We start from the raw sequence: 16,262 nt of genomic DNA on the forward strand, positions 1-16,262 counted from the left end.
GAGCGTACCACTTTCAGTAGTTGACTTCCTCTTCTACACCTATCCATGAATGTCGCACTTATTATCTGAAATCGGGAGTATTAAGTTATATAGGATTTCACTACTGTTATATTAAATTATAAGCAGTGCACATCTGCCGCAATTCTATAGACAAAATAAGCGGATTAGATAATAAAAATTCATTAAAAGAAATTAAATTACTTTTAGTGTGATCTTTGTTCATAATATTAATATCAATAGTTAAGTCTATTTATAAGAAGAAACTTATATATGAAGATGAGAACGTTGATTAAAAAGTAACTAAATTGTTATCGGAGATTACGTTTTGTTCAATTAGCAATCAAATTCTGTTACTTCTATTTAAATAGAAAGATTTACTGTCTCGTCACTTAATCTGTAGTCGGTTCTTTAGTTTTTGTTTGTAGGTAAAACAACCAACCTGATAGTTGAAATGTATTAAATTATAGGTGTTTTTTTAGGCTTATTGAAAAAGAGAATATAATTGATATCTTTCGCCTCTAAGTAGAATATCGGTTTTCCTAGAGGGACGAAATGCTAAAACCAAGTCAAATTGGGCTGATTTCAGCCATGTGTCTATTTTCTTCTGTTGCAATGGCAAAAGGGGAGCGATATGGACTCTCTACCAGTATGTTGACTATCGATAGCATTAAATACGATGAAGGTAAAAGTGGTGAGCAGGATACGCTTAGGTTCGGCTTGGTTCATACTCGTCCTATTGATGAAAACAATAACCGTTGGCGTTGGTGGTTAGGGCTAAACTATCTAGCAGAAGATATTGAAGCGCCAGCAAACGGCTTATATCAAGAAGCGACGAACTATGAACTTCGTGTTGTTCCTCAATATGCGTTGACTTCTTGGAGTGTTTTCACGCCATATGTTGGTGCGGGCTTGTCTGTCGGTTACTCGCAATATTCTAATCGTTGGCAAGTAGACCAAGAGGGCTATCGTTATGAGAGTGTTGAAGATATCGACCAGTTTGAGTTAGGTGCGGTTGTGACCCTTGGTACTGCTATAAAGTTAGGCAGTAATCCTGACGCCCATATACAAATTATCCCGCAGGCCTCTTATATCCTTCCGGTTGTAAATGATGGAATTGGTGGGCTTGAACTATCAGTTTCTTTGCTCTTTTGAGGTTCGTAAATGTACTCAAATCAGCTAGTTTTATTTATCTCAAAGTGTCCAGAGGAATACACCGGTGCAAAGCATATTGAAATGCCTGAAAGTGGTGGTTCGATAGGTCGTTCCCCAAGCTGTAGCGTGTCTTTAGCCGATCACAACCGCTTTATATCGGGCACTCATTGTTTGCTCAGCGTGTATGGAGATACCTACTATATAAGTGACGTATCAACTAATGGCACAATGGTAAATGGGAATAAAATACTAAAAAATCAACCCGTTGCGATAGTTGATGGCGACATCATTTCTTTAGGGCAATATGAGATTGGTGTTTCTCTTGAGCACGTTACCTCAACACTAGACATCGCCGCTGATATTGCTCCTGAGCGAGTATCTAGCGATCCTCTGGTTAGTCTAGGAGATGCGGTTGTCGAAGAGGAAGAAAAAGTCGGTGCCTTAGAAGATTTGTTTATGGAGACTAAACAGGATGACATTGATTGTCATGATCCTGTTGCTCACCTTAACTTTTCGATGCAGCGAGATGACGATTACTTAATTCGTGATAATGAGCGTACAGAATCTGAACAACCTAGAACCGTGGAAAGCACGCGTCAGGTGGTCGATGACAGTTTCAGTATATATTCCGAATTCGATCAGCCAAGCCTAATCCCTGAAGACTGGATGGCTGCGGAAACCAAGAGTAACGCATCAGTCAATGATGCATTAGCGCCAGAAAGCGGTAAGGCACATAGAGCCGATATTGCCTCAGCTGAGGTGATGCAACCTGGCACGGTAGCCCCAGATAGCACTATTCAAAGACAACATCGTACGCCTAATGTTACTGAGATGGTCGTAGAGCAGGCTAACACAGGGTCAAAATGGGAAGAGATGACCCAATCTTTTACGCCTTCTCCTAACACTAATCAGCAACTTCAAATACCTACGGCAGAGCACGCGATAAACAGTACGACGAAAGCACAAGTCGATACTGATGCGGCCGTTTGCTCTCAAGATATAGCGCAAGCGTTTTTTGATGGTTTGGGTATTCGAAATCCAGAGTTGATGACAAACGAGGCGCAGTTATTCAAGCAAATGGGCACTTGCTTGCGTTTATGTATTGATAACCTACAGAAAGAGTTGCACGAAGTGGAATCGTTAAAGGATGAGCAGAGTGCGAGTGAGGCTAACTCGAACATTGCAGAGCTAATGCTCACTTTGAATAGTCAGCAATTACTGGCTCCAAATGAACTGGTTGAACAAATGCTCGATGAGCTGAACGACCACCAAGTTATGTTTAACAAAGCACTGAATGAGCTCGTTTTAGAACAGTCTGAAACGAACGATCCCGTAGCATTTGCTAACAGGGTCGCTAGCCAGTCTTTGTTCTCAACTAAGTCAAAGCTGTGGGCCGAATACCTAGATTTCTACACTAATAATCGTCGCCTGCTTAATGAAACATCCTTAAAAGGGCTGATTAAGAAAAACTATAACAAAGTGATTAAGGGAAACCATGCGTAGTATCGCCGTATTACTCGGATTTGCCATGTTGTCCGGTTGTTCCATGTGGGATCAATTTAAAGAGTCCACAGGTATCACACCAGAAACTTCGTCGATTGAATTGGTTATTGAGGCATCACCTGTACTCAATGTGAGAAATGGGGGCCAGTCATCTCCAGTTATTCTCCGTCTTCACGAATTAAGTTCGCCAGTATTGTTCCGAAGCTTAGATTTCTTTGCCTTGTTTGAGAGCGATAAAGCGTCGTTGGGTGATGAGTACATCAAACGTTACGAATATCAAATACAGCCAGGTGGAAAAGTTCATGAAATGCTAACGCTAGACCCTGACACTCGTGCCGTCGGTTTTTCAGTGGCTTTTCGTGATATTGATGGTTCGTCATGGCGAAAAGTGGAAGTTATTGAAGAGAAGAGCGAGTACTACATCAAGCTCAAGTTAGAGGGCAGTGAGTTAATTTCTGATAACACTCGCGGCATTGAACAGGTTTACTTTTAAGGGATAGAAACATGTCTTTATACAATCCAGTTGTTTGGCAAGATGGAATGTTCATGAAGCCGCAGCATTTTCAACAACTCGATCGTTCGCAAAGTAAACTATCGAGCCTACTGAGTGCCAATGCATCGCCTTTGCATTGGGGAATTAAACGTTTAGAAATCAACTCTCAGTTACTAGCACTGGGTAAAATCGGTATTACTCGTGCTGAAGGTATTTTACAAGACCGGACACCATTTGAGCTTCCGTTGCTTGCCGAGCTGCCTGAAGTGAAAGATGTAGATCCTTCTATTGCCGATAAAGTCGTTTATTTGTGCTGTCCGTTACCATCGGAACGTTCTGAGTTGTTTGGTACCAAAAAAGACGGTGCGCGCTATACGATGGAATCTCAAGAAGCGGTTGACGCTTGTTATGATTCGGAAGACATGGCAAATATCGTCGTCGGTAAGCTTAACTTTTGCTTAATGTACGATCATGAAGATAAGAGTGCTTACACGTCTATTCCGATCTTAAAGATCTCAGAAGTGAAGCCTGATGGCAGCGTGATCTTAGATGATAGTTTCATTCCTACCTGTATCGATATTCATGCGTCGACAGTACTGAGTAAATTTGCGACCGAGTTTGCTTCTATGTTGAAGCATCGCGCGGAATCGATAGTTCAGCGATTAGGGGTGGTGGATCAACAAGGTGTATCATCGGTTTCTGACTTTATGCTATTGCAAGCGCTCAACCGATACGAACCCTTGTTTTGGCATTTCGCCAGCACAGAAGCTGTGCATCCTGAGTCTTTGTATCGAATTCTTCTTCAGGCAGAAGGTGAGCTTTCGACGCTGTGCTCAACGACACGCCGACCTATTGAGTTTACGAAGTACAATCATGGTGATCTTACTAGCTGTCTTTCTCGCGTCCTAGACAGTGCGAAAATGACATTGAGCGTGATGTCTGAGCAAAGAGCAATTCCACTGACCTTAAAAGATCAGAACTATGGCATCAGAACGGCAGCAATCCCTGACAATAAGATCATCGATACGACGACCTTTATCCTCGCAGTTAAAGCTGACGTGACCTTGGATGTCCTGCATACCCAGTTTGTCAGCCAAACGAAGATCGGTTCTATCGATAACATACGTGACTTGATTAACCTTCAACTGCCTGGGATTGAGATCAAACCAATGCCAGTAGTGCCACGTGCGCTGCCGTATCACGCTGGCTACACCTATTTCGAGCTCGATAAAACGGGCGAAGAGTGGATGGCATTGAAGAACACTGCTGCGATTGCGATTCACGTTGCGGGCGATTTCGCTAACTTATCATTGCAACTTTGGGCCGTTCGTCTATGAGTTACGCAGAAACCGACGTCACCGTAGTCTTATTCCAACCAGAGCCTGGCAAACCAATGGAGGTAATGCCAGCGCCTGACTTGTCGAGAAACATCGCAGTACAAGATCTATCTATCGATAACATGGGTATTAACCCGCTAGTGGACCAGTTCTCATGGTTGATCGCCAGTCTGTCTTGTATGTCTTCGATCCCTTGGCTTGATGACCCGATGCCATTTCGTGAACAAGTGGCACGTGAGATTCGAAAAGGCGAACGAAAACTTAATGAAATGGAGCTCGATCGTGCTTCGGTTCTTGTAATTCGTTACTGCTTGTGTGCGGCGATTGATGAATCTGTTTGTCGGCAAGAATGGGGGGCAAATAGTCACTGGAGCCAGAACAGCTTACTGTCTGAATTCCATAATGAAACGTCTGGTGGTGATAAGTTCTTCGTTATTCTCGACCGCTTAAAAGCCGACCCTCGCAAATACCGTCACGTTATAGAGTTTCTCTATTTATTGCTTCAACTTGGTTTCCAAGGCAAGTACGGCCGTGAAGAGCGTGGTAACGAAAAGTTAGCGGAAATTGGCAGCACCATTTATCGATTAGTGCGAGATGACCGCCTAGCAGAACAAGAAAAAGTTTCTTTAATCAACCTTAAAGCTAAATACCTAAAGAAGCCGTTAAAAAGGGTAATTTCACCCAAGCTGATCTTGAGTCTTAGTGCGATGACGTTTGCGCTTATGTATGCGGCAACCTACATCGTCATAGACTTAAAATTTCAGCAACTGCTTGAAGTGTATAGATAACCAGAAATCTAAAAATGAGATCTTCTGCCAGTTTTAGGGCTTATTGTGAATATCACTGGTCTTTTAGTGAAATTCACTAGTCATTTAGAGAGATTGCAATGTGCGATCTCTTTTATCATTCAATCAATAAAATTCAAATGGATTGGTTATGGGCGTAACAGTTGGTGCGAATGGACTTTCGATAGTTCATAAAGGCTCAGGTGGTGAAGCGAATGCAACGCTCCCAGATGTTTGTTTAACTAAGGTCGGCAAGCCAGTCGTTCCTATCCCTTATGGCAACAATGCTAAATCAGCAGACCTTGCTGGTGGGACTACGACAGTCTCTATGGATGGCGGTAACAGTGTCGCTATCAAGGGCAGTACGTTCTCAAAAAGTACCGGCGATGCGGGCGGTGACAGAAAAGGCGTTTCCTCAGGCACGATAGAAGCCGAAGCAAAATTCATTTCAGCTTCACCAACAGTTAAGTTTGAAGGTAAGGGCGTATGTCGCCTGTCCGATCAAATGACCATGAACAAAGCTAACACTATGTGTTTGGGTGGCGCACAAAACCCATCGGTTTCTGTGACGGAAGAGCAGGAAGGGACGTATACGCTGGATATAGAATGCAAATATCCAAATGGGCTCCCTTACTCTAATGCACAATTTTCTTTAGTCGAACCTTCAGGTGCTGTCATTGGGAGTGGAGTGCTGGATTCTAGCGGAAAAGCAACTGTTAATGGTCTCGCTCTAAAAGAATGCAAGTTAGTGCTCAGCGAAACTCAAGACTCTTATACGCCGAACCAATCTTTAGCTGAAAATATTGTGACGGAAACTTACCCTGATCCGAATGATTTTTGTACGTTTGTCGCAGGTCGCCGCTCGCCATTTTGGGAAGATCGTGTTGGGGTTGCTAATGACTGGGGGATATTGATGTCCCCATCCTTCAGTGATGATGACTTTAAAGATATTGTGTTAGAGCAAAGCCGTATATCGTCTCCTTATGCGATTAGTCAAAATCACTCTAAAGATTTTTCTGATGCTTATGTTTCGGCACTTTATCACATCCAAACTGATACTACTGCGCTAGAGAAATATGAACCTTTAGTTGAACTGCTCTTGGAGCAAGTGCACGAAAATGGCGATATATTGAGAGTCTTATATCAGGCTGATGTGTTTGAGCCTCCCTATGAATTATTAGCGAAGCTTCGCTTTTTAGGGACTGGAAATACTGTGAAGTATTTGCAGTTTGTTTTATGGACGTTGATAAACAATCAAATCTGTTCATACATCGATGAGCTAAACAGTGAAATCATCGGTCGTTTAGATTTCATACAAAGCCAAGCTTCTGCAAGATCGTTGAGTTCTGTTGAAGAGGGTATAAACGGTTATAAAAAAGCACTTAACCACTTCAAACAAGCACTTCCTGACGTCATTAGCCAAATTTTCGAAACCAAAAATGACACCCTAATTTCTATATCGGCAATGGCCCTTGGGAGTACCGTTAACATAGCGAGCCAATCTAGCTTTGCTACTAATTTAGGTAGGGTTAATGCGGTGGTGTACACGAAGTCAAACAACTTGAACCGCCCATCATTTGTCACTTTTGACGATAACTTTTCTGACTAGGACATTTAAATCATGGATGCAGTTTTTCCGATAGCGCAACGAGAAGGTGACGCTTACTACACGCTCAGTGATTTTACGAAATTGTTTGATCAAGCTAAGAGCGGTCGTTATTTAATAGGACAAGGGTACGGTTGGCATAGTGGCATTCACTTAACATCAAAAATGTTACCGTGGGGGAAAGGGCTCAGACCTATTCAAGCGATGCTTGATGGAAAAATAGTGGCATTTCGCATAAATCCTGATTACCTAACATCAACGTACCAAGAGCAAGAGTTTAAGTATAGTAATAACTTTGTGCTTATCGAGCATGAGGCTGTAAACCCCGAAGATAATGAAGATGTATTTAAGTTCTATACACTTTATATGCACCTTGCGCCACCTTCAGATATTGGCGCCAATTCATCTATAACCACGCGTTACCGTTTACAAGAAGCGAGAAATGTACGCACTTTCAAACATAGTGATGTGCCTACTAATTCTGGTGAAAAAAAACAGTCGATGTCTAAAGGAACATTACTTGAATACCTGTATGCAGAAGAGAAGGAGACCCATCCATACCAGATCGACAAAAATACCTACAAAATGATAAAGTGCCGTGTGGTAGAGAATGGTAAATCGGCAAGTGGTAGCGAAAAAGCACTGTTAAACAAGATTGTTTGGTTTGCTTCGGGTCTCAATAGTGACTTTGACATTTTAGAAGATTCCTCTGCTGTCCTATCAGAACCAGTTTCAGAACCTAAATGGATGTCGGACAAGGCGGCAATGATTAGGGACGGTAGTGTGGTTTCTTTACTCCCACTCCTATTTAGAGAGGGGATAAAGGTTTCAGCTGGGGAAGATATCGGTTACATGGGACTGCATGAGTACAGTAACGATGCAATTGGAACTAAGAAAGAAGATAATCGTGTGCATATCGAGATGTTCTCTTTTGAGGAGCCGCCCGAATTTTTAAAAAAACAGATTTCTCCCAAAAATGCGGAAGAAAATCCACTTGTTGTTCTCGATGGGGCCGATAGTAGCGGTGCCGTTGATATGAGTAATTCGTTTATTCAGCAATTACTTGAATCTGTGACAGAAGATCAAGTAACGGACTTCTCCTCGTTCACTGCTCGCGATGCCAAAGTATACTTAGACGGTAAGCGTAAACACTTTGAGCGATTTATTGTGAAACATCCTACAGATTGGCATACAGAGTCGTCACAAAGTCTTTATGAATCAATCCATCAGACCGCAAAGGAAGCTCTAGATATTAAGTGCTCCGCTGGTTTTGTGACTATAGAGGACTACCGTAACTCCCCATGGCGCGATCAAGTGATGGATAGCTTTGATCTTTTCTCGCAATTCGAACTGGAAAGAGCAGATAAGTTCTCATGGATGCAAGATTTACAAGGTGATTTGCAACTAAGCGGTGATAAGAGTCTTTGGCATTATTGGCCGTTCTCCTTATTCAATCTGTCTCCAAAACTCGTCGTGCAACTGGGTAAAACATCTGAAATTTATGAATCAGGTGGAAGAGGCCCGGGGGTTATTTCGTCAGGTAGAGGGGATCATGGTGGTAAATCATATGGTGTTTACCAGTTGTCGTCTAATCTTAAAGTTGTGCATCGTTTTGTAAAAAATTCTAAATATAGAGACCATTTTTGTGAGTTGACCGTAGGTAGTGATGCGTTTGATGAAACTTGGAAGCGTATAGCAAATAGTGATGCGGTTGGCTTTAGAAATGCACAGCACAAGTTTATAAAAGAAACACATTTTGACCCACTTTATAATAAGCTTATCTCAGAAGGTATTATCAAAAATACTAACGAAGCTGCAATACTTGACATGATATGGTCAACTAGCGTCCAGTTTGGTGCAAGAACATCTTTAATATCAAGAGCTGTTGGTAAAAGTACTGAGCTTTCTAGCAGAGAGATTATCGAGCTTGTTCAAAACTATAAACATGATAAAACACACTTACTTTTTAAGAGCTCCCCTACATGGTGGGGTGGTTTAAGACAACGTGCTCTTAGTGAGAAGATTAAACTTTTGGCGCTTTTAGACCAAAATGCAATTATAGAGGAAAATTAATGAAATTACTTGGCTTACTAGTATTACTTTTTTCATTTTCATCGATAGCTAGCGATTATACTGATAGCTACAAGCAGTGTACGAATAACTCCACAGGCTCTATTGATAAGGCTTTTAGTTGTATTGACAAGGAAATTGAATTTAATCAGTCATTGATCAATAAGGTTTTTGACACTAATAAAACCAATTCAGATATTGGTAGAATTTTAAAGATTATTTCTAATAATGTAGAAAAAGAGTATAGAGTCGCTTCTGAGTCATGTGCAATTTATGCTGAAATTTATCAAGGTGGTCAAGCGGGACAACTATTACAACGCCAGTGTTATCTTGACCGAATTATTGACATTAGAAAGTTTGTACTTGATGCTGAAGAGTTGACTAGTTTTAATTATGATGAGTGAAATCTATTTCAAAGTCATAATTGAGATTAGATAGTATATGATAATTTTTCTACTAACTTTTTGTATAATATCAATGTTGACACTGCCAAATATATATTTAGTAATGTAAAAACTTTTTAAGAATGATGAAGATGTTTGTTTTAATGCTAAATTAGATAAATAGTTCGCTTCTTTTGTTGGTTTGAGAACTGAAATCATAGTGAGAGCTCTGAAAACTATATGAGTGGTAAGACGGCGAATATAGGAGCTGAACGAATAAGGGTGAATATTTAAGTTAACATGTAAGGGATGATAATTTAATGTTTGCATGTTTATAAAATCAGTGGAGTGCGTTAATTCATTATTATAATAGAATTAAAAGTTATTTTTATACGCATGCAAAAAATTAAGAGTTAAAATTTAAAGGTGATATCCTTGCTTGTTAATCATAATAAGTGTTTTGGATTTTTACGCTTCCCATTTTTTGTAAACTCAGGCTGCGAACAAGACCCTTTTGTATTTACATGTAATTTGGAAAATAAAGGCGGTGGCTTGAAAGCTTGTTTTAATCAAGCCGAGAATTCGATGTACTTCGTTGTTGACGAAAATGGGTTGAAAACAGTTTATGCCCAACGAAAAGGGAAGAGTTTAGATAACTATAAATGGATAGATATTTCTCTTGAAGAACCTGAATTCATTCCTTTGAAATTTGAAGTAAATGAAAACAAGAATGCGTACTTTTCATTGACTAGAGGTGGTGGACGGTTGAGTGTCGTTGCTAGCTTCGTTGACATGATTGAAGATGAAAATGCTGTTGAGTACTACAGTGAATTGGGAACTGAAACAGCTCTGGATCCCAACGTTAGATTAAAAATAAAACACGTAAAGCCTAATGAGTTTGAAGCTTGGGATTAAATAGCAATAGATTCCAGTGAGAGCTTAAATAAAATTCATTGTAATAAAGAGTTAGCTTTTCTATAAAATTTACTCGAGATGTTTGGATAAGAAATGTTCAGATAAAAAGCGCCGAAAGGCGCTTTTTATTTTCTTTAAAATAAAGTATGGTCTCCCTCCTTTTAAAATGGTAAGTGTTGAATAATTATACAGTGGTTAGGTAAATGAATAAAATAACTAAACTCGCTTTGGCTTTGTCCGTATTGACATCTATTGTTGGGTGTCAACTGGTGTCAAATACGCCGATGCAATCGACAGCAACGAAGGAAATAATTGAAAAAGCAAAGGCAGAGTTTGATGGACAACGTTTTTATAAGTTGAATGAATATGATGAAGAAATCAACGTTTCAGATGACGGGGTCATTACCTTCAAGTCTTACTTACCACGCAGCGGCGGCTATGAATGGGTACCAATTGTGATACGCGATACTAGTTTTCGTGTTTCTTGCGATTATTTCAGTGAATATGTTGAAGCTGGAATGGTTGTTCAGGTTCAGTTTGTAGGTAAACGCGGGCGCATTGAAAATTACGACAAGCAACGTTGTGAAGAGTACGGTGAGCCAACATGGCAATAAGATCTATGGATAATTAAAGCGCCGACAGGCGCTTTTTATTTACGTTTTAGTTAACCGTTAGAAAAGATGTAGACCAATCTTCGGAAGATTAGGCAAGCAATGCGTAGTATCTGGTCACAAGTTGGTATGAACTTGCCTTTTAGAAAACGCTAATAAAATCGCTAAACAGCTACATGCTAATAGAACGACACCTAAGTTTTGTGCTGTTCCAGCCATCGCTAATCCCGTCCCGATCATGATGTAGTACATGAGCCCAAATAAAGCGCCTGCGCTACCTACCTGTTGTTTATAATCAACAAGTGCGTCACTGAGTATATTGGGTATCGCAATCCCATAAGACATGACGACTAACACCATTGGAGCAACAAACCAGATTGATTGGCTCAGAATCAACACACCGACTGATCCCAAACTAAGCAATACTGCTGAGAGCCAAAGTAGTTGGCTTTTTCGAACATTTTTAGACACTAGGGATTTGTTTAAATAACTCCCAAGCAGAGTGCCTAACCCCAGTACCATGCCACTGTATCCAAATTGTTCGGAGTTATACCCAAGTGCTGAGAAAGTAAATGCGCCAAGCTGGTAATAAGAAAATAGAGCAATGTTATACAAAGCAACCAATAATCCTGAGCGCCAAATTCGCGCGTCTCTTACCATTTCCCAGCTAAGTTGATGCAACCGTACTGGTGTCTGTTCCTTCTGTGTTTCAGGAAGCTTAATAACGTTATAAGCGAGCAATACTAACGCGATTAAAAACAAGGCAAAAAACACATAACGGTATCCACCAAGCGCTGTAAGCTGCCCGCCTAATAGCATGCCAACTACCGGGCTGATTGATATACCCATCCCCATTAAGCTAAAGACTTTACTCAGTTCTTGACCGTCAAACGCGTCACGAAGCATGGTCTGTGTGACAACGGATCCTACCGCGATACCAAATGCGCTTAGGGCTCGCGCGGCCATGACAACAGCAAAGCTTTCGGTTTGAGTTGCGAGTAAAGATGCGCAACCATAGATAAAGAGCCCAATAAGCATGGTGGGCCTTCTTCCCAGTTTATCTGCGAGAACTCCCCAAACTACAACGCCAATGGCAAAAGCTAGGAAGTAGATCGACAATGTTTGGGCTGCTTGTGCGTGGTTTACATCAAATGATAGAGCGATTGAGCTCAACGCTGGGCTATAGATGGTTTCTACAATTTGCGGAAACATCAACATAACCAGCATGAGCCATAAAGAGGGCTTAGTATTCATATTGTTACCCATCGTTAATGAAGTTGGCGGGCAGTATAAATGAGGCTATGATTGATCTAATAACAACATAAAAACCAAATACATCAATATTCGGACAAAATGGCGCTTATTAACGAAAAAACACAATTTGATGCAGACAAGATTACTAATTATGTAGTGGGAATTGCTGCGGATATTGGCAAGCACGACTCAGGTATGCATATGCACAAGAAAGGGCAGTTATTGTACGCACCTCAAGGTTGTATGAGTTTTGCTCTGGAAGACTCGATTTGTATTTTGCCACCGACAAAGGCGGTTTGGATCCCACCTAATACGCCGCATCGTGCACTAATGACGAATGTGGTGGCGTATCGATCTTTGTATTTTGATTGTGAGGAGTTTGCCTGTCCGAGTAAGATCACGATGATAGAAGTGAATAATTTACTCCAAGCTCTTATTGATAAAATGTCATTTTGGGAGTGGGATAAGCCTAGCAGCGAGATGGTAAATACGACGGCGCTTTTTTGGGAGGAGTTTTATGCTGCGAAACGTTATTCGTTTCAGTTGCCTTTGCCATCGCATCGGCGCTTAACAACGTTTCGTCGAGAGTTGGTTGAACCTTCATTTCTAGCTCCTTCGCTTACTACTCTTGCAAGCAAAGTTGGGGCAAGCACCAAGACGGTAACACGATTATTTAAGTCGGAAACGGGTATGAATTATCAAGATTGGCGGCAACAGTGGAGGCTTTTAAAAGCCGTTGAATTGTTATCAACGGGCATGCCAGTCAGCGCAGTTGCCGATTGGCTGGAGTTTTCGTCAGACAGTGCTTTTATTGCATTTTTCAAAAAGCAAACTGGACAAACACCTCTGACGTTTATGAAAACCAAGCCTTAAGCGTCAAAATGCTCACACTCTTTCTAGAACAACCCCCAGGTTCACAGGCTCAGCCTATAAAGCATACATAGACAGGTACCAACGTGCAGGTTACTTGTCTTTACTCTGCAGTTTGCGAAAGTATTGCGTGGTAAAATCAACAAAGGCTCGGATGCGTTTTGGTTGATGTCGGTCGTGATGATAAAGGAGTGAAAATTCCACACTCGGAATGCTCCAATTGGTAAACACTTCTTTTAGCTTGCCTGTCTGGAGTTCTTGTTGGCAATAAAGTGCTGGCACACGGATGATGCCATTTCCCGCCAAGGCTGCCTTTATCATTACTCTGCCACTCTTACATCGTAACTGTCCACGTATCTGGTGTTCCGTTGACTGCTTTGTATTCGTGTTCTCAAATGCCCACCGTGTCACACTACCTGTCAAACAAACGTGTTTTTCTAAGTCCTTTGGATGCGAAGGATAGCCATATGTTTCTAAATAGTTTGGGCTTGCGTATGTCCCCATTTCCACATCGATCAGTTTGCGAGCGATAAAGTTGGAGTCGTCTAACTTTCCCATTCGAAAAGCGATATCGAATTCATCCGCGATTAAATCGACACGATGGCTACTAAAATCTAAGTTAATGCTCACTTGTGGGTGTTGGATTAGAAACTGAGCAACGATATCTGCGACAACGTCTTCTCCTAAATAGCCCCCCACACAGTTGATACGAATGTCACCTCTTAAGTCTTCTACATCATCAACCACTGCCATAACAGCTTGATCAATATTGTGAAGGGCAGTTTCACACTGTTTATACAGAACCTTGCCTGCTTCGGTGAGGTTCAGTGTTCGAGTGGTCCTTTGTAGCAAAGTGACACCAATCTGTTGCTCCAGATTTGTTATTTGACGTGAAACGTGTGAGCGAGAAACGCCAAGTTGCTCTGCTGCTTTCGTGAAGTTTCCTAGTTGAGCGATTAGGACGAAGGAGCGAATATCCGCAAGGTTGATGTGTGTTTGCATGATGACTTCTTCATAATTCAAAAAAGTATTGTTGCAGTATAACAACAGTGTTTCAACTAGGTCGGTATATATCAACAAACAAAGTTTTCTTAAACTTACCGCCACTGATGTAAACCGTTCGATTAAGGATTCAAAATGAAAAAGTTAATTGTTATTACAGGCGCTAGTTCAGGCATTGGTGAAGCGATTGCACGTCACTTCAGTGAGCAGGGCCATGCTCTTCTTTTGTTAGCAAGACGTGTAGAACGTTTGGAAGCATTAAACTTACCAAATACGCTTTGTGAAAAGGTAGATGTGACCGACAAAGCTTCTTTTGAGGCTGCAATTGAGAAAGCTGAAGCGTTGTATGGTCCGGTAGATGCACTTGTAAATAACGCAGGAGTTATGCTTCTCGGTCAGATAGATACTCAGGAACCATCGGAGTGGAAGCGCATGTTTGATGTGAACGTAATTGGCTTACTCAATGGCATGCAGTCCGTCCTAGCACCGATGAAAGCACGTAACAGTGGTACGATCATTAACATCAGCTCTATTGCGGGCAAGAAAACATTCCCTGATCATGCCGCTTACTGCGGTACCAAATTTGCGGTTCATGCGGTTTCTGAAAACGTACGTGAAGAAGTTGCATCATCGAATGTTCGCGTTACGACGATTGCACCTGGTGCAGTGGAAACGGAATTACTTTCACATACAACGTCTCAAGATATTAAAGATGGCTATGACGCTTGGAAGGTGGATATGGGCGGCGTGTTGGCAGCAGACGACATTGCACGAGCAGTGCTGTTTGCTTATCAGCAACCGCAAGGTGTATGTGTTCGTGAAATTGCTTTGGCACCGACAAAACAACAACCTTAACATTGAGTTACGGCGATTTTAGGTCACTAAAGCCGTAAAACTTTGCATATCGATTCGTGATTGAGATGGCATCTTTAAACTAAGTTGCGTGAAAATTTAGGCCATCCATTTAAATCCGGACACTAAGTGTGTTATTGCTTATACCCAAGTTACTCAAGGTGAGAAAAAACTTTGAGTAATTTGGGTTTTTATTTGGTCTCAATTTTAGGTAGCGGAATTTATTTAGGTCAGAAGGCGGCAGTTGTGATGAAAGGAGAGTGTGACGTAAAACCAAGTGAAGCAATACCCGTCTCTTAATGAGAATTGATTTCATCAACGTCACAAGCCGTTACAATTATCCGTTAGGTATTATACTTTGTGGGTGGTTAATATTTAACCAAACAAGGAGGTGTGTATGAAACGATTCGCAAACATACTTTTTGCAACACAAGGATTGCCAGGCCATAGTGACGCCCTCGAACAAGCGATGAGGATTGCATCTAGCAACAAAGTGCCTGTCTCAGGGCTAATAGCGTGTCCTGATTTCCCAACAGACATGATCCAGTATCAGCAAAGTTATGAGCAATCGCTGCAAGACTCCCTCAAACAAAGTATTCACGAATACAGACAGAAGCTGGGACTCACTGAAGAGGATCTCGCATTTCCTCTTACTGTGAAAAGCAGTGAAAAGCCCGCTGTCTGTATTATTCAAGAAGCATTAGCTGATAACAAAGATCTCATCATCAAAGAAGCTGAACCGCTCGGTGAAGGTGCTGAGGGTTTCAAAGCTATTGATATGACTCTGTTACGAAAATGCCCTTGTCCGCTTTGGTTGCACCGACCAATTGATAAGCCAAGAGATAAGCGCCGTGTTGCTGTGGCTATCGACCCATTAACGGCAAGCGATGAACAGCACTCATTAGCCGTGCGTTTACTCGAATTATCGCGTTCGATAGCCGACACCTGCGATAGTCGTTTACACGTGATTTCTTGCTGGGAGTATTACTTAGAAAACTACCTTAATGGTAACGCTTGGATTCAAGTCGATGATGCTGAGTTGAAACATGAACTCGACAAAGCAAAAGCCGATCATAAACAAGCTCTGCAACAGCTGTTGGAGGAGTCTGGGATTACAGGTGAAATTGTGATTCACCACCTGCATGGAAAACCCGACGAAAAGATTCCAGATTACGTAGAAAGTATTGAGGTAGACGTGTTGGTCATGGGTACCTTAGCGAGGACTGGTATATCTGGTTATGTCATTGGTAATACGGCTGAAAATATTTTGCAATCGATTAACTGTAGTTTGGTCGCTCTTAAGCCCGATGGTTTTGTCTCACCGATTCAGTAATTGGGGTGTAACAAAGTTGGGTTTAAGTGATGTTTTAGGTAAAGGAGGGAGATGGATCTCTAGAACATGGAATTATCAATGTATCAATAAGTTATC

At 41.4% G+C, this 16,262-nt stretch carries 14 protein-coding genes and 1 pseudogene; 13 read left to right on the top strand and 2 right to left on the bottom strand.

What is annotated here, in order from left to right; translation table 11 throughout:
- Positions 1-552: 552 nt before the first annotated feature.
- From R8N49_RS15850 to R8N49_RS15895, 10 genes and pseudogenes are all read left to right on the top strand, one after another.
- Positions 553-1,152: a hypothetical protein gene (locus R8N49_RS15850; protein ID WP_017633753.1), complete on the top strand. Its 600-nt coding sequence runs from the start codon at positions 553-555 to the stop codon at positions 1,150-1,152.
- A 9-nt stretch (positions 1,153-1,161) separates the two neighbouring features.
- Entirely contained in the window at positions 1,162-2,655 is a 1,494-nt protein-coding gene (locus R8N49_RS15855; RefSeq protein WP_047101282.1) for a type VI secretion system-associated FHA domain protein, read from the top strand.
- Positions 2,648-3,148 carry a type VI secretion system lipoprotein TssJ gene (tssJ, locus tag R8N49_RS15860; RefSeq protein ID WP_005386118.1) on the top strand — a complete coding sequence of 167 codons (501 nt, stop codon included), beginning with the start codon at positions 2,648-2,650 and terminating at the stop codon, positions 3,146-3,148. Before R8N49_RS15855 ends, tssJ begins: the two co-directional genes overlap by 8 nt.
- Before the next feature lie 11 nt (positions 3,149-3,159).
- Positions 3,160-4,485 carry a type VI secretion system baseplate subunit TssK gene (gene tssK / locus R8N49_RS15865; RefSeq protein ID WP_005373357.1) on the top strand — a complete coding sequence of 442 codons (1,326 nt, stop codon included), beginning with the start codon at positions 3,160-3,162 and terminating at the stop codon, positions 4,483-4,485.
- Positions 4,482-5,273 carry a type IVB secretion system protein IcmH/DotU gene (icmH, locus tag R8N49_RS15870; RefSeq protein ID WP_025767903.1) on the top strand — a complete coding sequence of 264 codons (792 nt, stop codon included), beginning with the start codon at positions 4,482-4,484 and terminating at the stop codon, positions 5,271-5,273. Before tssK ends, icmH begins: the two co-directional genes overlap by 4 nt.
- A 148-nt stretch (positions 5,274-5,421) precedes the next feature.
- Positions 5,422-5,989, top strand: a pseudogene (locus R8N49_RS31015) (DUF4150 domain-containing protein); the annotation flags it as partial.
- Positions 5,990-6,891: 902 nt separating this feature from the next.
- Positions 6,892-8,949, top strand: a complete 2,058-nt coding sequence (locus R8N49_RS15880) for a vgrG protein (protein ID WP_104980542.1) — start codon at positions 6,892-6,894, stop codon at positions 8,947-8,949.
- Positions 8,949-9,350, top strand: coding sequence for a hypothetical protein (locus R8N49_RS15885; protein ID WP_104980543.1), 402 nt, complete (start codon positions 8,949-8,951; stop codon positions 9,348-9,350). Before R8N49_RS15880 ends, R8N49_RS15885 begins: the two co-directional genes overlap by 1 nt.
- 405 nt (positions 9,351-9,755) lie before the next feature.
- On the top strand, positions 9,756-10,244 hold the full coding sequence (locus tag R8N49_RS15890) for a hypothetical protein (RefSeq protein ID WP_258489478.1): 489 nt from the start codon (positions 9,756-9,758) through the stop codon (positions 10,242-10,244).
- A 203-nt stretch (positions 10,245-10,447) separates the two neighbouring features.
- The gene (locus R8N49_RS15895; protein ID WP_104980545.1) at positions 10,448-10,858 is read left to right on the top strand and encodes a hypothetical protein; all 411 of its coding nucleotides are present in this window, start codon (positions 10,448-10,450) and stop codon (positions 10,856-10,858) included.
- A gap of 114 nt (positions 10,859-10,972) precedes the next feature.
- Here R8N49_RS15895 and R8N49_RS15900 read toward each other — a convergent pair whose 3' ends face one another.
- Positions 10,973-12,109 (bottom strand): multidrug effflux MFS transporter, encoded by a 1,137-nt coding sequence (locus R8N49_RS15900; RefSeq protein WP_053307573.1) that lies wholly within the window; start codon positions 12,107-12,109, stop codon positions 10,973-10,975.
- 99 nt (positions 12,110-12,208) lie between these two features.
- Here R8N49_RS15900 and R8N49_RS15905 point away from each other — a divergent pair, with 99 nt between their 5' ends.
- Positions 12,209-12,982, top strand: coding sequence for an AraC family transcriptional regulator (locus R8N49_RS15905; protein ID WP_186585408.1), 774 nt, complete (start codon positions 12,209-12,211; stop codon positions 12,980-12,982).
- A gap of 90 nt (positions 12,983-13,072) precedes the next feature.
- Here the strand turns inward: R8N49_RS15905 and R8N49_RS15910 are convergent, their stop codons facing one another.
- Positions 13,073-13,981 carry a LysR family transcriptional regulator gene (locus R8N49_RS15910; RefSeq protein ID WP_005373334.1) on the bottom strand — a complete coding sequence of 303 codons (909 nt, stop codon included), beginning with the start codon at positions 13,979-13,981 and terminating at the stop codon, positions 13,073-13,075.
- A gap of 135 nt (positions 13,982-14,116) precedes the next feature.
- On the opposite strand from R8N49_RS15910, the gene R8N49_RS15915 reads away from it, so the two are divergent.
- Positions 14,117-14,836: an SDR family oxidoreductase gene (locus R8N49_RS15915; protein WP_186585406.1), complete on the top strand. Its 720-nt coding sequence runs from the start codon at positions 14,117-14,119 to the stop codon at positions 14,834-14,836.
- A gap of 394 nt (positions 14,837-15,230) precedes the next feature.
- A complete protein-coding gene (locus R8N49_RS15920) occupies positions 15,231-16,166 on the top strand; it encodes a universal stress protein (RefSeq protein WP_054574676.1) in 936 nt (311 codons plus the stop codon).
- Positions 16,167-16,262: the final 96 nt, after the last annotated feature.

This window comes from Vibrio sp. 1978 (assembly GCF_033344345.1).